Origin of the sequence: Caloramator sp. CAR-1, assembly GCF_030546345.1 — a bacterium.
In the GTDB taxonomy this organism is placed as follows: Bacteria; Bacillota; Clostridia; order Clostridiales; family Caloramatoraceae; genus Caloramator; species Caloramator australicus.
This window is the reverse complement of sequence record NZ_JAUONW010000006.1, coordinates 1-18,892: the sequence shown is the minus strand read 5'-3', so window position 1 is coordinate 18,892 and position 18,892 is coordinate 1. Positions and strand designations below refer to the sequence as shown.

General features: G+C 30.8%; 18 protein-coding genes. 8 read left to right on the top strand and 10 right to left on the bottom strand.

All coding sequences use genetic code 11. The annotated features are described in order from the left end of the window. Positions 1 to 131 precede the first annotated feature (131 nt). The 4 genes from Q3V94_RS01315 (at position 132) to Q3V94_RS01300 (ending at position 3,955) form a co-directional block, all read left to right on the top strand. Complete coding sequence (locus Q3V94_RS01315) at positions 132 to 779, top strand: BON domain-containing protein (RefSeq protein ID WP_303524726.1); 648 nt, start codon at positions 132 to 134, stop codon at positions 777 to 779. A 48-nt stretch (positions 780 to 827) separates the two neighbouring features. Then, positions 828 to 1,874 (top strand): hypothetical protein, encoded by a 1,047-nt coding sequence (locus Q3V94_RS01310; RefSeq protein WP_008907402.1) that lies wholly within the window; start codon positions 828 to 830, stop codon positions 1,872 to 1,874. Between the two features lie 120 nt (positions 1,875 to 1,994). Beyond that, positions 1,995 to 3,161 (top strand): peptidoglycan-binding protein, encoded by a 1,167-nt coding sequence (locus Q3V94_RS01305; RefSeq protein WP_008907403.1) that lies wholly within the window; start codon positions 1,995 to 1,997, stop codon positions 3,159 to 3,161. A 92-nt stretch (positions 3,162 to 3,253) separates the two neighbouring features. Further along, on the top strand, positions 3,254 to 3,955 hold the full coding sequence (locus Q3V94_RS01300) for a L,D-transpeptidase family protein (RefSeq protein ID WP_303524724.1): 702 nt from the start codon (positions 3,254 to 3,256) through the stop codon (positions 3,953 to 3,955). A 33-nt stretch (positions 3,956 to 3,988) separates the two neighbouring features. Here Q3V94_RS01300 and Q3V94_RS01295 read toward each other — a convergent pair whose 3' ends face one another. Further along, a complete protein-coding gene (locus Q3V94_RS01295; RefSeq protein WP_008907405.1) occupies positions 3,989 to 5,017 on the bottom strand; it encodes a DUF5050 domain-containing protein in 1,029 nt (342 codons plus the stop codon). Between the two features lie 258 nt (positions 5,018 to 5,275). Here Q3V94_RS01295 and Q3V94_RS01290 point away from each other — a divergent pair, with 258 nt between their 5' ends. Continuing rightward, positions 5,276 to 5,431, top strand: a complete 156-nt coding sequence (locus Q3V94_RS01290; protein ID WP_008907406.1) for a DUF1540 domain-containing protein — start codon at positions 5,276 to 5,278, stop codon at positions 5,429 to 5,431. A gap of 21 nt (positions 5,432 to 5,452) precedes the next feature. On the opposite strand, the gene Q3V94_RS01285 is transcribed toward Q3V94_RS01290, so the two are convergent. From Q3V94_RS01285 to Q3V94_RS01275, 3 genes are read right to left on the bottom strand one after another with little or no spacing between them, the layout of a single operon-like run. Further along, positions 5,453 to 6,046: a lysine exporter LysO family protein gene (locus tag Q3V94_RS01285; RefSeq protein WP_008907407.1), complete on the bottom strand. Its 594-nt coding sequence runs from the start codon at positions 6,044 to 6,046 to the stop codon at positions 5,453 to 5,455. Positions 6,047 to 6,048: 2 nt separating this feature from the next. Next, positions 6,049 to 6,321, bottom strand: coding sequence for a LysO family transporter (locus Q3V94_RS01280; protein WP_008907408.1), 273 nt, complete (start codon positions 6,319 to 6,321; stop codon positions 6,049 to 6,051). Positions 6,322 to 6,348: 27 nt separating this feature from the next. After that, a complete protein-coding gene (locus tag Q3V94_RS01275) occupies positions 6,349 to 7,404 on the bottom strand; it encodes a hypothetical protein (protein WP_303524719.1) in 1,056 nt (351 codons plus the stop codon). Positions 7,405 to 7,488: 84 nt separating this feature from the next. Here Q3V94_RS01275 and Q3V94_RS01270 point away from each other — a divergent pair, with 84 nt between their 5' ends. Continuing rightward, positions 7,489 to 8,316: a methyl-accepting chemotaxis protein gene (locus Q3V94_RS01270; protein ID WP_008907411.1), complete on the top strand. Its 828-nt coding sequence runs from the start codon at positions 7,489 to 7,491 to the stop codon at positions 8,314 to 8,316. Positions 8,317 to 8,335: 19 nt separating this feature from the next. Here the strand turns inward: Q3V94_RS01270 and Q3V94_RS01265 are convergent, their stop codons facing one another. Next, complete coding sequence (locus tag Q3V94_RS01265) at positions 8,336 to 12,421, bottom strand: phosphodiester glycosidase family protein (RefSeq protein WP_008907412.1); 4,086 nt, start codon at positions 12,419 to 12,421, stop codon at positions 8,336 to 8,338. 189 nt (positions 12,422 to 12,610) lie between these two features. Here Q3V94_RS01265 and hydE point away from each other — a divergent pair, with 189 nt between their 5' ends. Further along, positions 12,611 to 13,648: a [FeFe] hydrogenase H-cluster radical SAM maturase HydE gene (gene hydE / locus Q3V94_RS01260; protein WP_008907413.1), complete on the top strand. Its 1,038-nt coding sequence runs from the start codon at positions 12,611 to 12,613 to the stop codon at positions 13,646 to 13,648. A 44-nt stretch (positions 13,649 to 13,692) separates the two neighbouring features. Beyond that, the gene (locus Q3V94_RS01255; protein ID WP_008907414.1) at positions 13,693 to 14,988 is read left to right on the top strand and encodes a hemolysin family protein; all 1,296 of its coding nucleotides are present in this window, start codon (positions 13,693 to 13,695) and stop codon (positions 14,986 to 14,988) included. 20 nt (positions 14,989 to 15,008) lie between these two features. On the opposite strand, the gene Q3V94_RS01250 is transcribed toward Q3V94_RS01255, so the two are convergent. The 5 genes from Q3V94_RS01250 to Q3V94_RS01230 form a co-directional block, all read right to left on the bottom strand. Continuing rightward, positions 15,009 to 15,959, bottom strand: coding sequence for an L-threonine 3-dehydrogenase (locus Q3V94_RS01250; RefSeq protein WP_008907415.1), 951 nt, complete (start codon positions 15,957 to 15,959; stop codon positions 15,009 to 15,011). A gap of 174 nt (positions 15,960 to 16,133) precedes the next feature. Further along, positions 16,134 to 17,501 (bottom strand): sodium:alanine symporter family protein, encoded by a 1,368-nt coding sequence (locus Q3V94_RS01245; RefSeq protein WP_303524716.1) that lies wholly within the window; start codon positions 17,499 to 17,501, stop codon positions 16,134 to 16,136. Between the two features lie 183 nt (positions 17,502 to 17,684). Further along, on the bottom strand, positions 17,685 to 17,936 hold the full coding sequence (locus Q3V94_RS01240) for a DUF5320 domain-containing protein (RefSeq protein WP_303524715.1): 252 nt from the start codon (positions 17,934 to 17,936) through the stop codon (positions 17,685 to 17,687). Positions 17,937 to 18,062: 126 nt separating this feature from the next. Continuing rightward, positions 18,063 to 18,518: a DUF134 domain-containing protein gene (locus Q3V94_RS01235; protein WP_274767204.1), complete on the bottom strand. Its 456-nt coding sequence runs from the start codon at positions 18,516 to 18,518 to the stop codon at positions 18,063 to 18,065. 229 nt (positions 18,519 to 18,747) lie between these two features. Then, positions 18,748 to 18,892: zinc ribbon domain-containing protein (locus tag Q3V94_RS01230; protein WP_303524745.1), on the bottom strand; the 145-nt coding region annotated here is incomplete at its 5' end.

Genomic DNA, 18,892 nt, shown 5'->3' with positions numbered 1-18,892 from the left:
AACTTTCACTCCCACAATAAATCTCAACTATAATTATATATCAAAAAATTTTTTATTAGTATAATTTAATGAATTAAATTTTTAGATTATGGAAAAATTATTTAAGGAATATAATGTAAAGGAGTGATCCTATGTTAGAAAATGAAAGAATAGAAAATGAAATTAGAGATCTACTAGAAAGAGAACTTAAAGAACTTTCTATGGATATAAACGTAAAATGTGTAAATGGTCATGTAACTTTATATGGAATAGTTGACACACTATCTGAGAAATTAGCTGTAGAAGAATTAGCATCAAGAATTGATGGGGTAGATTCTATTGAAAATTCAATAACCGTCTCAACTGATGGAACAATAGAAGACAAAGAAATTGAAGAAAACGTAATGAATAAATTTAAAGGACATCCTGAACTTACCTCAGTTGGTGTTCAGGTTCAAAGAGGAACAGCAATTTTGAAAGGCAGGGTAAAAACATTAAAGGAAAAAAAATTAGCCATGAAATTAGCATCAGAAGCCCTTGGGATTAAAGACGTTGTATCCCATGTTGAAATTGATTCTTTATATAAAATTGACGATGTTACAATCAACAACAGAATACAAACTGAACTTGTAAACAATAATCTGGACAGAAATGATATAAGGGTTTTCGTTGACAATGGAAGTGTAAGATTAACCGGTTATGTGGATAGTCTTCATGATATGGAAACAGCTGAGGAAATTGCAGAAGGCATCGAGGGAGTAAGAAATGTAAAAAACTTTTTGAAAATTAGAAGGAAATAATTGGATTTAGTAGAATTTTATTAGTAAATATTTATTGGAGGGGGTTCAATGAGAAATAAAATCCAAGGAGAAATAAAAATAAATAAAATTAAAATACTAATAGTTTTATTAACCTTAACCCTTACTTCTTCAATCATCTATTTTTCTTTTTATTACTTATATAACTCTATAAACCAATCCTATTTAAAGCAAGTTAAAAAGATATTAAACAATGCAGAACAATTAAATAAGGACATTTCAAAAAAATTAGCTCTTTTACAGTCGATTTCTATTGATGATAATACATCCATTAAAAATTTAATATCTGAAATTGAAAACAAAGAAGTTAGAATGGGTGACTTAATTATTGAACTACAAAATATTACTCCGCCGGAAAAATACACATATGAGCATAAAAAAGTTATTGAATGTATTAATACAAACAAAAAACTCCTTACGCAACTTAGGCTTATTATGAATAACCTAAAATCCAACAAAATATTTAATGCTATAGATAATTTCAACAAATACATGCTTGAAACTCAGGAAAAATATAACAATTTAAAAATAGCTAAAATCAAATTACCTTCTGAATTTGCTATTTTGCCAAACAATTTACATACATTTGCATATAAATACTATTCAACCTACGAACAAAAAAATAGATTATTTGAACAATATCAAAATTATTTTATCGAAATGGATAAATTGATTAATGAATTTATTTATATAAAAACAGATTTAAATACTTATTTAGATAATATAATGAATAGTCAAGATTCTATCTACTCAACAAACATAGCGATAGAAAAAAAATTAATTAAACTTGAGGCATTACAAGCGGCATTTTCAAATTTATCAATTCCTGAAAAATTAGTTAACATCCATTCCAAAATTGACGATATTATAAACTCTTATGTAGACTACTGCAAAAACTTCAAAGAAACCATAAGTCTTCTTTCTCAAACGGGTTCTGACCAGGAAACACTTACAAAAATCAATCAAAAATTCGAAGAAGCTCAAAAATCGTATATCCAAATAACCAACCTATGGATAGAAACCTTAGAAGAATACAACAATCAAAAACAAGCCTTTTCCGATTTAAACAATCTCTAGGGGGAGCCTTTATGGGCTCCCTTAAATCATGATCATATTGCCACCCCTGCCATAATTTGTTCATTAAAATTTAAATAAAATTTTGATATAATTTAAAAAAAGATTTAAGGGGTGGTTAGCATGGTAAAGAGAATAGCATCACTATTAATAGCCTTCCTACTTATAATCCCTTCAGTAGTCAACGCTGCTATAACCCTCCCGTTATATTATGGTAATAGGGGTGAACAGGTTGCAGAACTTCAAACTAACCTTAAAACATTAGGCTACTACACATCAAACATCGATGGAATATATGGCTATACCACATACTTAGCGGTTCAGAAGTTTCAAGCCGATAACTCACTAAATCCAACTGGGACTTTAGACCTTGTTACTCTTAACCAACTTAACAAAGCATTAGCTAATGAACCGAAAATATTATCCTTTGGAATGAGGCATGAAAGTGTTTCCGAACTTCAAACTTATCTTTACGCGTTAGGATATCTTTCAGTTCAACCAACAGGATACTTCGGTAGCCTTACACAAAGTGCAGTTATGAATTTTCAAAGGGATTATGGTCTTAATGTAACAGGAAGGGCTGATAAAACTTTATTTAACAAGCTTTTTGAGGTTATCGATAATAAATACAGATCATATACTGATTATCAAATTTATTATGTGCAAAAAGGGGACACGCTCTGGAGTATATCACAAAAGTTTGGAGTAACGGTAAATGATATTTGTAGTGCAAATAATATAACTACTTCAACAGTTTTATCCATTGGACAAGCTATGAGAATTCCCAAAATTGTAGTTCCTGTAAAGCCATATTATCCAAAATATGGCGAGTATCTTGATTGGTTTACGCAAGCTCAATATATATTCCCAGTAGGTGCTGAAGCCACTGTTATAGATTACTTTACAGGAAAAAGCTTTAGAATAAAAAGAACTATAGGATCTGGTCATGCCGATGTTGAAACGTTAACGGCACAGGATACAGCAATAATGAAGGAAATATTCGGTGGAAATTGGACATGGGATGTTAGACCTATTATTTTAGTTGTAAACGGAAGAAGAATTGCAGCTTCAATGGCGGGTATGCCACATGCTGGTCTTGATGCATATCCTTCAGGGGTAAATGTATATAATAGATCCGGTAATTATGGTTATGGTCCAAATTATGATTATATAAAGGGTAATAATATGGACGGACATTTTGATATCCACTTTGTTAATTCATTAAGACATAAGGATTGGCAGGTAGATGAAAGGCATCAAGCTATGATAAAAATTTCTGCAAATAGATAAGTATTAAACCAGGCTTTTGGCCTGGTTTTTTTGTAATATTTCCCTTCAATATGAAATATTATTTTATAGAAACTTATTTTAAAGGTGGTCATGTGAAAAAAGCTGTTCTAATCATATTCATTATATTTATATCACTAATTGTCATAATAAGCGGTAAAATTACTTTTATTGATGGAAATAGCGTTTTTAAAGAAACATTTTTAAATAAAAAATTTACTAATCTGTATATCTTCGTCGATATAACTGAAAATAAAATGTATCTTATATCAGAGGGAAAGGTTGTAAAAACTTATCCTGTTTCCTCAGGAAAGTATAAAACTCCATCCCCTATCGGAACCTGGACAATAACAAGTAAGGCAAGATGGGGCGAAGGATTTGGAGGTTATTGGATGGGTTTCAATGTCCCTTGGGGTATGTATGGAATCCATGGAACTGATGAACCTTGGTCCATAGGTCGTCCCCTCTCCCATGGATGCATACGTATGTTTAATAGGGATGTCGCAGAACTTTATAGAATTACTCCAATTGGAACAAAAGTTACAATTTACGGCGGCCCCTTTGGCCCCTTTGGAAGCGGATTTAGGGTTTTAAAACCAGGTGATAGAGGTTCCGATGTTTATGTAATCCAAAAAAAATTAAAGGAATTAGGGTTTTACAATGGCTATGTAAATGGTATTTATAATGAAAGCACAAAACATGCCATTCATAGTTTTCAACGAAAACATGGGCTTTCTGTTTCAGATTATATCGGCATATCCTTTTATGGCAAGCTTGGAATTTATCTGTTTGATTAGTCCCCAATTGACTTAATCCTTCAATTGGGGAACTTATTTTATATCTATAAATTTTAATTCACCTAAAAAATTTTCATGATTTTTAGATTTTACTAACACACATAAAATATTGTTATTATATGAAAGTAAAGATATGTAATTTTCTTTAGGTAGTAAGGTAATTTTTTTATTTTTTAAATCAATAAGTTTTATATTATCTCCATCCGCTTTTGATAATACAAATAACATATTGTCTTTAACATAAAAATCAATTACATTTTCAAGCAAAACCTCTTCTTTATAGTTTTTTAATTCTATTCTTATTAATTTGTTCCCTTTTAAGTGATAATTTATATAATATAAAAATCCATTATCTAATATTAACTTCCCTAAATTAAAGTCAGCTCCAAAGTCAACTGCATTTGTTTTTATTTTTTTTGCGACTTTGCCATAAAAATTCATAACTACCAAATTCAAATTGCTATCAATAAAATAAATATTTTCATCATTGGCCTGAAGGGCATAAACTTCTTCATCATATAATCTAGATATTGAATAGTTTTCTAAATCAATTTTATATATCCCCTTCTGCCCCCAAGTCAAAATCATGTTGTTTATAATAATTCTATTTTCAAATAATGCATTAGCGATATTAGCTTCAAAGGGAAGAGCTATCAAATCCCTTCCATTCCATATTTTCCTTAATTCATTTTTATAGTCATAATAAAATATTTTGTCATTTAAGATGAAAAAATTTAGATATTTTTTAAATACCTTGTTTTGACTTACCTTGTCTACTCTTTTATTTTGAAGGTCAAACCTATATAAATAATTATCTTTGCTATTTATAAAGAAAATGCTGTCACCATATTTAATAAATCCCATTTCATTTGAATCTTTAATTAATAAAGATTTATCTTTATAAATATTAAAATCATTTGTATCTATAAAATACTCTCCACCATCAAGATAATAAAATTCTGGATATAATAAATTAAAACTTTTCTTTGCATTAAGGTCATTTGTTTTATAAATAAAGAACATAAAAAAAGCAAGAATAAAAATTAATATCTTTTTAATCACTATCATCCCCTCTTCCATAATTTACTATTTAAAATACTTCTTTTTTAAATAAATAAATCCTTCAAAAATTAGTGTATATTCGTCCTTCAAATTCATGTATATTACAACACTAATCCATTTTATTCTTAATTTTTTGCCTTTAATATAAGTTTTATTCCTATTTTTTCCTATATTTCGCAAAATTATTTAACAAATCATAGCATAATATTTTACTTATTGCACACAATAATTTTGTAAAAATTTAATGGAGGTGTTAATATGGTAAATAGAAGCATTGCTTGTAATGTTCGTGACTGCAAATATCATGCACAAAACGAAAATTATTGCACCCTTAATGCAATCCAAGTTGTAAACCATACTACTCCTGCAACTACAAAGGAAAGCACAGACTGTGGCAGCTTTGAGAAAAAATAAAGGATCTGGCTTAGCCAGATCCTAAATATTATAAAAAAATGGGACAAGGAAAGGAACTAAAAAGGTTAGAATTGTGCCGGTCAAAAAAGCAATGACGACGGTCTCTTCATCTGTAAATTTTGAAATAACAGGCAAAGTTGTATCCATTGCTGTTGCCCCTGATGGTGCTATTGCAGTTATGTAGTTTATTTTGCTTGCTATAAAGCCTATGGATAAAACGGCTAAAAGTTCTCTAAAAACGTTACTTAAAAATGCAACTGTTCCAGCTTCTGCACCTGCTAAATTTGTCAAAATTACTGCTGATAGGCTATACCACCCAAAGCCTGCCGAAATAGCCAAAGCTAAATTTGTCTGTAATTTAAAAATTAATCCTACGATCAAACCTCCAAACAAGCTACCAATAACTACAGCAAGAGGAACTAATAGTATTTTAACCCCCTTTTTCTTTATCTTTGTAAGGACCTCTTTATTCAATCCAATATCTACCCCTACCGAAAAAATCAAAAGATTAAGTGCTATAGTTGATATTTTATCAATATCTTTGAACATTTCCGGCGAAATGAAATTTCCAAAGGCTATTCCTAATGTTAAAGAAATTAAAATAATATAGACCATCTTTATTCCTCCCTTAAAAATTTTATATAAATAATATATACAGCAATCGCACTAAACAAAGCTGTAAAAAGGGCAAAGGAAAAAGATTTAATTCCAATAAGTTTAATATTTTTAACAATATTTTCATCGTTTCCGATCTTAATTCCCATAGTGAAAATAAGCAAAAATAATCCAGCTAATTGAAATTTTGAATTAAATTTAACTATTGTATCAGGCAGTTTTAAAAATGCACCTACCATAATTCCTAAAAATAAACTTAAAAAAATTAAATACACACCCATCTCCCCTTTATTATTTAAAATTTAACTTATTTCAAATATATAATTTTCTTCCAAAGTTTTCAAGCTATTATTCTTAAATTGTAAATAATAAGTTCCCTTATCAAGTTCTAATAAATAAAAGCCCTGTCTTTCAATAACTTTTAATTCCCTTTCATCAGCATTTTTAATTGTCAATTTTATATCCTTTGGAAGTTGAAAAACCTTAAGCATTATTTTTTGTTTATATTCTACATCTATTTTAAATATATCAATATCCTCAATATAATCAATGCTTCCTGAAAAAAGCATATTCTTTTTTATTTTATAAGCCTTATCAAGAGTGTTATTGTATTCATACGAATCCATGTTTACTTTAATATCATCTTCCACTATTCCTTTATATCTCATAGGATAAAATTTTTTACCGTTTTGCCCCTTTTTGATTTCTTCATATGTTCTATAACTTACTACAGTTTTATCCTTACTTTTTAAACTATTACTATGCCTTGCCTCAAGAGTTATAATTCCCTCTTTATCATAACTTTCTTTTAAATAAATAAACGTGTGCTCACCTTCAGCATTAAAAATATCCATAGGTTTAATTTTTTTTATGCTTATATATTTAAAATATCTTTTTAAAGTCTTTGTAGAAACCTTTTCAGGTAAATTATACACAGCTCCTACAAATCCTGAACAGTCAAGTCCGGCAGTTTTTGCCTTATAGCCTCCTTCTGTTAAAACATTGCCTGGGACATAATCCTTTTCTATAGCATCTTTAAAATTTTTAACATCAATCCTATCGCTAATATCAACTGAAATATATCCTCCCCAACAGTAGGGAATGCCAACAACAATTTTCCTCTCATTCCCTAAAAAATTAGGCAATTTGATATCATCACGATTAAACACTTTAGGTTGATATTCCCAAACAAAATTAATTATCTCCATCGCCCTTTTATACGCCTCTTGCCTTGTGACTTTTTTTACCTGAATCTTTTCCTTTTCAATTTTTAATAAAAAAAATATAAAAATTAATAAAAGTATTGCGATAACTAATCTAACAAACAATTTTCTATAAATCATCCTTTTTTTCCTCATATCTTCACCTAACAAAATTACTAATTTAAAAATATTACTTTAAACTATATTTTATGATAAAATCATAAAGAGAGGGGGAATTTTATGAATAATCTTGAAAATTTCATCCAATCCTTTGAAAATGTTTTGCCTTACCTAATTAAGTTCTTTGATGAAAAGGTTGCCTTTAATATCTCTGACAGAGAAAAATATCTTAAAGTTTATTATCTTGATAAACTAAACATATATGTTAAAGAAGGAGACCTTATATCAAAGGATGGTGCAGATTATGAAGCCATAAAAACAGGTAATGTAATAACTAAAGAAATTCCTAAAGAAATATTCGGCGAGCCAATTAAATGCATATCTGTCCCTATTAAAAACGATAGCAAAAATGTAATTGGTGTTTTGTCTATAATTAAAAGCACGAAAAAGCATGTTGAAATCCAGGAACTATCTAATAATTTAAATGATGCTTTGTCTCAAATTACTGAAGCGATAAGCAATATAGCCGTTGGAGTCCAAAACGTTTCTGAAGCCAATAGAAAAATTCAGCATACTATTCAAGAGGCCAATGAACAGGTAAAAAATACCGATGAAATTTTAAAATTTGTAAAAAACATTGCAGATCAAACAAATCTTTTGGGATTAAATGCTGCTATTGAAGCTGCAAGAGCTGGAGAGAGTGGAAAAGGATTTGGAGTAGTAGCTCAAGAGATAAGAAAACTTTCTACCTCCAGCAATGAATCAATTAAAAAAATAAATGAAATCCTTAAAAATATACAAAAATATGTTAACGATATAAGTTCCGATATAAACAAAACTAATATAGTTTTCCAAGATCAAGCAACTGCTCTTGAAGAAATTTTAGCAACTGTAGAGGAAATCTCTGCAACTGCTCAAGTTCTGTTTGAAATGACCAGCAAAAGATAAATGAGGCTGCAAAGCAGCCTCATTTAATTTGAACCTTCATAACCGCTTTCTTGTCTTTATAAACAGCTACGACTTCTCCTTTAATGCCCCTTTTCCCCTTAACTGTCAATACTCCGTTTTTTATTATTCCTATTTTACCATTAATCAAATATTTTATTTTATTGTTGTCAATTATATGGCTATTACCATATATATCATATCCAACGATGTTTAATCTATAACTTTTTCCATTAGATATAGTTAAATTGTCTTTGTCAAATTTAATTTTTGTTAAAGGAACTTCTTTATCTACAACCTCAACCGGAATATTTAAAACAGTTGAACCTACTTTTATGGTTAATGTCGTTAACCCAACGTTTCTTGCTTCAAAGCTCCAGTTTTTAAAGGATACGACATTAGGATCTTGGTTAGCAATTGAAATTTCTACATCTTTTAAGTTCGTTAAATTAAATATATTATTATAGCTTCCAAACGTAATATAACCCAAAATTTCTATATTTTGTTTGTTTCCCTTAGGTAAAACTATTTTATTTATCGGCTGGCCCTTCTTATCTTTTATTCCGAGATATTCAATTACTGGAACGCTTTTTATAGTTATACTATCGTTTATATATAACCTTGCAAAGCCTAAATATCCGCCATCTTCTAACTTAGCATATCTTTTACCCGATCCGTTTCCAGCTATTAAAAAGTCTACCCCATTTTCATTCCATTTTTTGAATATATGTTGATGACCGAAAATTACAAGAATATTTTTATCCTTATTTTTACTTTTATAATCAAAGATTATATCCTTTAAAAGTTTGTTATCCCTTTCAGGCATATTATAACCTTTGTTAATAAAATCCCTAGTCGGAACATGAGTAAGAATTATTATATTTTTTTTATTTGATATACTTAAGGCTCTCTTTAAAAATTCATATTGGGTTGGATCAGTGTTATATATTGAAGACATCTTTGAAGAATTTAATGTAATTATATTGGTATTCCCGTAGGAATAAAACTGAGTAGAGTCTCCAAAATTTATTAAAAGCTCGTTAGAGTTATTTAACGAATCGTGGTTCCCGGCTGTTATTATAAATGGCTTTGTTACCTTAGATAAAACTTCCTTTATTCCATCCCATTCTTCCTTTGTATCACCATCGACAATATCTCCTGCATGTAAAATAAGGTCCGGATTATCCTTACTTGAAGTTTCTATAAGCTCGTCTAAATAATACTTAGTATGTGTGTCAGCAAAGACATCAATAACTATATCCTTTTTGCTAATAACATTCATATCTTCAACCCAAAACTTTGAAACTACAACATCCGAAACATTGCCCTTTTGATCCCTTGCATAGATTGTAAGGGTATGTTCTCCATTTGACAATGGATTTTTAGGTAAGGCGAATCCATAGCCTGAAGTCTTATCGTAAAATACATTTTGCTGGATTGAATCAATAAAAAGGAATATATCATTTTGATTTACTCCCGTTTTATCGTCTAAAATATTAAATCCTATCCTCGGCATGTTAGTTCTAACCTTTGAAGAATTTAAAGGATATAAATTTGTAATTTTAGGGCCTTCTTTATCTTCTTCTAAAACAATATTAAAATTTCCTTCAAAACTAGTCTCGTTTCCCGCCTTATCTTTTAACTGAACATTTAAAATATGATTACCTTCAGCTAGCCCAATAAAATCAACATATATTTCCTTATGAATTTCATCATAAACTCCTTTATAGGCTTTTCCATCTATTTTAATATTTATTGAATTAGGATCAATTCCTGAAATATCATCGTTAACCCTTAATGTTAGTCTTCCATTAGTTGTATACATAGTTTTGGGCTTAAACTCTAGAACCTTTGGTGGAGTATAATCATTACCTTCATTATAAATAAACTTTAAATCATCTAAATAAATTGTAGATAATCCTTTCAATGATTTATCATCTTCTACAAATGATAAATTCATAAAGGTTAATGGAATAGATACATCTGGAATATCAGCTGTTAAAAATGTCCATTTTCCATTTTGAAGCTTTGTATTAAATGGAATTTTATAAACATTATCATTATTATCAACTAAATTTACATAAACTTTTGCATTTGTTCCCTCGCTATATGCCCAAACTGATATTTTTTTAGGTTTTACATGGGAAACATAAAGGTTAATTAAATCATTATTTTTTTCATCGTAAAATGTAGGATAAAGGTTGCTTGTTAAACTCTCCCTTCTATCCCATTCATTTAAGTCATAAGAAATCTTAAGGGCATACCTTCCATTTTTAACTTTTTGATCTGTAGTTTCTGCCTTTGAACTTAAAAGACCTTCAACAAAATATCTTGAACTTTCATTATGTTCAAAATCATCTATTATCATTTCATCAACGTCCACATATATGAGTGCCTTTGAAGCTTTATCCCCTATTTTTGCCACAACTTCTCCCTTCCCTTTTTGAAGGGCAGTAAAATTCCCTAACTTATCGATTTTACCTATGTTATTATTCACACTCCAGGATATTAATGATTCTGAAACAATAACATTTTTGCCATTTAATTTAGCTTCTACGCCAAATTTATTTTTTTGATTTATACTCATCCATAGATTGTTTTGAGATATTTTTAGTTCACTTATCTTATCAACCACATTAATATTTAAAATTGCCCTTTTCCCTTGGTATTCAGCAATTATTTTCCCTGTAATTGCTTTATTCCCTGCAATAAATATTCCATTAACTATTTTCCCTAAATCCTTATCAATTGTCCATTTTATATCAGCTTCCTTTAAATCAACCCTGTTATAATTAGTATCATATCCTAAAAGCTTTAAGGGATATTGAGAATTTTTATAAATATAAACATCATTTTCAGGGAAATATATATTATTTAACACATAACTCGGCCCAGAATTATCAACAAATAAAATTCCATTTGTTATGTTTCTTTCTCTACCATCCGATAACCTACTAACTACCTTTGAACTATCCTCCCATGGAAATTTAATGTTCATTTGTGTAGAGCCACCGCCATCTAAAACAACAGCATTTACAGCGCCTAAGTTTTTCATATATACTCCAAGTTCCTGATAAGTAGCTCCATCGCTTATATACCCATCTTTATTACCATAATCAACAATTACTGCAATTATCTTATTGTCATTAGTAATTCCTATAGCTGTTCTTGCTCTTTTTGAATTAACATGGGTAGGATTTGCTCCATTGTTTATTATCTCTTGAGAAGTTAATGCCTTACCATCCTTTACTATAAAAGCATACGTTCCTATCACATCTTTAATTGGTTTATCAAATTCCACTTTTATTTTAACTTTATCCCCAACCTTTAAATTATCCTTAACCCAATTAAACTTTTTGCCGTTGCTTGCAAGGACTATGCTGTCCTTTGGAATAATAATATCCTTCTTATTTACTCCTAAGTCTACTACAACTCCTTCATATTCTTTTCCAAGCTCAATTTGTGAAATCCCCTTTATAACAGTTAAAGCTCCGTTTTTATAGTAATCCTTAAAATCTACTTTTCTTTCATCGTTTAAAAGATTGTTTAATAAAATAATGGACTCTTTAAACTTTTCCCTATTAACGTTATCTATACTAATGCTTGCATTTGATTCTAATATTGTTAAGCTTGCCTGCATGTGAATATAATCTATAAATGGTATTCCTTCTTTTGTTAGCCCAAATACAGGATAGATGTTTTCTTCGCTTCTTGAAGAAAATCCAGTTAAAATGAATCCATCCCTTACCTGAGGGCCAGTGCTAAACCCCGAGGTCATCTCGAACATATCGGCATTAATACCTGCAACTACTTTTTTCCCCTTTATCTGCTCTCTTTCTATTTGATTAGTTAATGTGTCTGATTTTTTTACTTTATCTTCAGCTTTTGAAAAAACAAGTTCTATATTTTTATTGTTTAAGTCAGCATTTAAAATATATAAATTTTTTCTATCAGAATTTTGGATATATTTTCTTGTATATGTTATTCCCTTTGCTATCTCTGTTTTGTAAATTTCTGTTTCTGAATTTTTTGTTTTCGAGTAGGCAACATTAGATAAAAGAATTAATGTTGACAAAGCAATGCTTAAAATCCTTGAAGCCTTCTTCATATAATCACCCCAACACCTTTTAAAAATTAGACGCAATTATTAGTTTATTGTTCATTTTTCTATATTATACCACTAAATTTTTAAATCGTTAAATTTTTGATAATTTTCGACATAAATAGCTAATTAATATTTATTATTAATGAAAAATATATTATAATTTTTATATATAAACACTAAGAGGTGATCGCTTTGTTAGATGTAATTAAAAAAGCAGAAGAAACCCATAGTTTAAATAAAGATGAATTAGTTTTACTTTTAAAAGAGGATAAATTCGATAAAGAAATTTTTGAGGCTGCAGACAGAGTAAGAAAAAAATATGTTGGAGATGAAGTCCATTTAAGAGGTCTTATAGAATTTTCCAATATTTGTAAACAAAATTGTCTATACTGTGGATTAAGGAGAGATAATAAAAACGTAGAAAGATATAGGCTATCGGAAGAACAAATCATAAATTTTGCTAAAAATGCAAGAAATTTAGGATATAGGACAGTAGTTTTGCAATCCGGTGAAGATGATTATTTCAACGTCGATAGAATGACAAGAATATTAAGGGCAATAAAAGAACTTGATCTTGCAATTACCCTAAGTATAGGCGAAAAAAGTTATGAAGAATATAAGGCATATAAAGAAGCAGGGGCAAATAGGTATCTTCTTAGAATTGAAACTACTGATAAGGGACTTTACGAAAAGCTTGACCCTAATATGAGCCATGAAAATAGAAAAAGATGCCTTATGGATTTAAAAAAATTAGGCTATGAAGTTGGAACAGGATGCCTTGTGGGACTTCCTGGGCAAACATTAGAATCCCTTGCTGATGATATTTTGTTTTTTAAAGAAATAGATGCAGATATGATAGGTGTAGGGCCATTTATTCCAAACCCCGATACACCCCTTAAGGATGAAAAAGGGGGAACCTTTGAATTAAGCTTAAAGGTTATGGCTTTAACTAGGCTACTTTTACCCGATATAAATATTCCTGCAACTACAGCCATGGAAACTTTAAATAAAAACGGAAGATTAATAGCTCTTCAAAGCGGTGCTAATGTTGTAATGCCAAACGTTACGGAAGGAGAATATAGAAAACTTTATGCCCTTTACCCCGGTAAAATCTGTGTTAACGATACACCAGCCCACTGCTTTGGATGTATCTCAGGAAAAATCAATAGCATTGGAAGGCCGATATCCAAAGATTATGGATATAGAAAAAAGATTTTTGAAAAGGCTTAAAATTTCATATAATAAATATAAAGTAATTTTGAGGGGGCCTTTATATGACCCGGGCATATCAGGTTTTTATAGATTTTTTATTGATATTTGTTTTAATTTTAATTAACGGTTTTTTTGCTGCTTCTGAAATAGCAATTATTTCAGTTAATAGAAATAAGATTTCCATGCAGGCACAAGAAGGGGATAAAAAAGCCCTATTGATACAAAGACTTTTTAAAGAACCAAGTAAATTCCTTGCAACAATTCAGGTTGGTATAACATTAACAGGATTTCTCGCCAGTGCATCAGCAGCAGTCAGTATATCAACCTACTTTTCTCAATACTTAAAAAGATTAAATATCCCCTTTAGCGACCAAATTTCGCTATTACTTGTTACACTATTTATTTCATATATAACCCTTGTTTTAGGAGAACTTTTGCCAAAAAGACTTGCTCTTCAAAATCCTGAAAGAATTGCCTTTAGCATAATAGGAACAATAGTATTTATATCGAAGATAACAGCTCCATTTGTAAAGATATTAACATTATCAACAAACTTTTTTGCAAAGCTTTTTGGTGTTGGTGCAACCTATGAAGAGGAAAAGGTTACAGAGGATGAAATTAGAATGATGATTGACGTTGGAGAGGAAAATGGAGTTTTAAACGAGACTGAAAAAGAAATGATAGACGGTATATTTGAATTTGATGATACCTTAGCAAAGGAAGTTATGACTCCAAGAACAGCAGTTTTTGCAATAGATATTAACTCCCCATTGGAAGAAATAATCCATCAAATTATTGAAGAGCAGTATTCAAGAATTCCTGTTTATGATGGTGATATAGATAACATAGTCGGAATTCTTTATATGAAGGATTTATTTGTTGAAATGGCCTCAAAAAAATTAGATGAAATTTCAATTAAAGATCTTCTCCGCCCTGCATATTTTGTTCCAGACACTAAAAAGATAGATAGGCTCTTTAGAGAGCTTCAAGCCAGCAAAAACCATATGGCAATACTTATAGATGAATATGGAGGAGTTTCAGGTATAATTACTATTGAAGATTTGATTGAAGAAATTGTGGGAAATATTGCAGATGAATACGATGAAGATGTTAAGGATTTTCAAAAACTTGACAGCAATGTTTATATAGTCGATGGACTCGTTAGCATAGATGAAGTAAATGAAAAATTAAATCTTAAACTGCCAACTGAACATCACGATACAATTGGCGGTTTTGTTCTTAACCTTATTGGGAATATCCCTGAAACTGGTGAGAGCGTCCAATTTGAAAACATAACCTTCACTGTTGAAAAGATTGATGAAAAAAGAATTGAACAAATAAAAATTCACATAAATTAAGGTGCCGAATGGCACCTTAATTATTTCAACTTTTCTCTAAGTTTTTCGAGCATATCAACTGTCATTGAAGCAAGGTCATATTTGGGATTCCATCCCCATTCTTCCCTTGCAGCACTATCATCTAATGAGTCTGGCCATGATTCTGCAATTGATTGTCTAACTGGATCCACATTGTAATCCATTTCAAATTCAGGAATATGCTTTTTAATTTCAGCTGCAATATGTTCCGGAGCAAAGCTCATTGCTGTTATGTTGAAGGCATTTCTGTGCTTTAGTTTTGATGGGTCAGCTTCCATAAGCTGAACTATAGCCTCAAGGGCATCTGGCATATACATCATGTCCATATATGTTCCTTCTTTTATGTAGCATGTATATTTCTTATTCTTAATCGCTTCATAATATATATGAACTGCGTAATCTGTAGTTCCTCCACCTGGTAGGGTTTCGTAGGATATAAGTCCTGGATATCTTACCCCTCTTGTATCAACGCCATATTTTAAGAAATAATAGTCACAAAGGAGCTCTCCAGCAACCTTAGTTACACCATACATAGTAGTTGGTCTTTGAATTGTATCCTGTGGTGTTTTTTCCTTAGGAGTGTTTGGACCAAAGGCTGCAATTGAGCTTGGAGTAAATACTGCAAGCTTCATTTCCCTTGCGATTTCAAGAACATTATATAATCCGTTCATATTTACATTCCAAGCAAGGTCTGGCTTTGCTTCTCCTACTGCTGAAAGAATAGCTGCAAGATGGATTATAGTGTCAGGAGAGTATTTTTTAACTACTTCTGCAAGTTTTGTTGCATCAGTAACATCTACTACTTCAAATGGACCTGATTGTAATACTTTTTCTGGACCATTTGGATTCTTATCTGTCGCAATAACGTTACTATCCCCGTATAGTTTTCTAAGATACATAGTAAGTTCTGAACCAATCTGGCCTAAAGCTCCTGTTACAAGTATTTTCTTCATAAAAAATACCTCCAATAGTAATTTATTTTACACTTAAAATTATAGCATTATTATATTATTATTGCCATAATAATTTTTAATAAATTGCAACTTTTTATTCATTTTGATAAAAAAAACAAAAATTAATATCAAAATAGGGTTTGAGAATTTTTCTCAAACCCTTTAAGTTTAAATTTACTTTTCTATTTTTATTGCTTCCTCTTCACATACTTCATCTAACTTATCATCCCATAGATATTTCTTAGTTTCACTTACAATTACTCCACTCAGTGCAAGAAGTGCAATAAGGTTTGGAACTGCCATAAGTCCATTCATAAGATCAGCTAAATCCCATACAAAAGATAATGACCACACCGATCCAATATATACAAATATTACCCAAAGTATTCTATATGGCAATATTGCCTTTTTGCCAAATAAATATTCAATAGCCTTTTCACCATAATATGACCATCCAAGAATAGTTGAAAATACAAAGGTTAGCAAACCTACAGTTAATACAATTGGACCTATAGTTGGAATCTGTGAGAAGGCAGCCTTTGTAAGTGCAGCACCCTTTAAGCCCTGCTGCCACAATCCTGAGTTAACAAGAACAAGTCCCGTCATAGCACATACAACTACTGTATCCCAGAAGGTCCCTGTTGCTGAAACAAGAGCTTGTCTTACAGGGTTTCTTGTTTGTGCTGCAGCTGCTACAATAGGTGCACTACCAAGACCTGATTCATTTGAGAAAAGTCCCCTTGCAACTCCATATCTCATGGCAAGCATTATAGTTGAACCTGCAAAACCTCCAACTGCAGCTTGGCCTGTAAAGGCGGTTTTGAAAATAAGTGCTATTGTATGAGGAACAGTTTTGTAATTCATTATTAAAAGAATGAGGCATCCTAATACATAGAAAAACGCCATAAACGGAACTAATATATCGCATACCCTTGCTATACTCTTTATACCACCTAATATAACTATAGCTGTTAATATTGCCATTATTATACCTGTGATCCAAACTGGAACCTTGAAAGTTTCGTAAACCATGCTTGCAATTGAATTTGCTTGAACAGTATTACCAATGCCAAAGGCAGCTATACTTGTAAATATCGCAAACAAAAGACCTAACCATCTTTGTTTCATTCCATATTCAAGAACATACATAGGCCCACCTGCCATAGTTCCATCCTTTGTTTTTACCCTATATTTTACTGATAACAAAGACTCTGCATATTTTGTTGCTATACCAAATACACCCGTAAGCCATGTCCATAAAACAGCCCCTGGTCCTCCTAATGCAACAGCAGTTGCAACACCAACTATATTACCTGTTCCAATTGTTGCTGCAAGGGCTGTTGCCAAAGCACTAAACTGACTTACGTCCCCTTCAGCAAATTGGTCTTTAGTTATAGAAAGCTTAATTCCTTTTCCAATATATTTTTGTATAAAGCGCAACCTAATGGTTAAGAAGATATGTGTTCCGAGCAACAGAATAAGTAGCGGCCACCCCCAGATAAAACTATCAATTTTTGCAACAAGATTAGCAAAAGCCTGCATAAAATCCCCCCACTCTTTTATATTTCTATTAAAATATATGTTTTATAATTGAATCTTATTGTTAAAATTAATTATTATTTATATATCGATATATATTTTATATAAATTTAAAACTCTATTTTAAAATAAAAAAGCACCACAATATATCTTTATTGATTGATATATTGTGGTGCAATAATATTTTTATTCATTTGTCATGCTAAGCATTTTATTTATCCAATTTAGTCTTTCTTCCAAGATTGCCTTTTGCATCTTAAGGAATTCATTGTCATTATAAGCCCCAGCCAAAAATCTTTTCCCGAAATGTCTTCCTAAACCAAGTCCTAATCCACAGCCTCTGAAATTATTTTTTTGTCTATTACCATTGCAATATCCCATTCCTCTTCCTGATCTTGCTCCCCTTCCTATTGGACCAGTTCCATCTCTTCTTGGCATCCTTTTCACCTCCATAATAATATTTGGCATATGCTATTTACAATTATTATTATACATAATTTTGAGCATATGTCAATAATAATTATTAAAATTTAGGCATGTTGAAAGTATTCAACATGCCTCTTTCTATTCGCTATCCTTTTCAAGATGTCTTCTACACCATTTCCTGCAGAACTTTTCCTTTTTGCTACACACAACATTATTAGAACCACACTTAGGGCACGTAGATTTATCTTGCTCATAATTAATTTCATAAACATTGCCGCAATCTAAGCATACATTTTTACAAAAATGCGTAGTATAATGGCCACCACTGATTTTTATTGCTTTGCCTTCTGTTAGTGCTATTGCAACTTTTTTCCTTGCAGAATCGATAATATTTTGAAAGGTTTGTCTTGATATTTGCATCCTCACTGCACATTCTTCTTGATTTAATTCTTCTATATCCTTTAGCCTCATAGCTTCCAGTTCTTCTACTTTTAGAACCACTTCTTCTAAATCGCATTTAGGTTTTCCCCAAGGGACAAAATAAGTGTCCTCTGGGAAAAATTCTACTCTTCTGAATTTAATTGGTCTTGGCATTTCAATTCCTCCCTGCATACATTACATAGTCCATAGAACATAATATCCATGTCATATATTTCTATATTATTTTCTTCTTCTATTCTATTATTAAGTTTAACATATTCAATATCTATTTTACTACTAGTGAACTACCCCCACTTATAGAAGTGGTGGCTTCGTGGTCAAGGTAACTTCTGTTACCAGATTACCCACGCTCAAAGGGCTGTTCCTTCCCCATATATACCAATCACATGGCTAATTTTAGCAAATTCTTGCTTGCATTTATATCTCTATCATGAACTGCACCACACTTTGGACATTTCCATTCTCTCAATGCTAAATTCTTTACATCAGGATTTTTATATCCACATTCACTACATGTTTGACTTGAT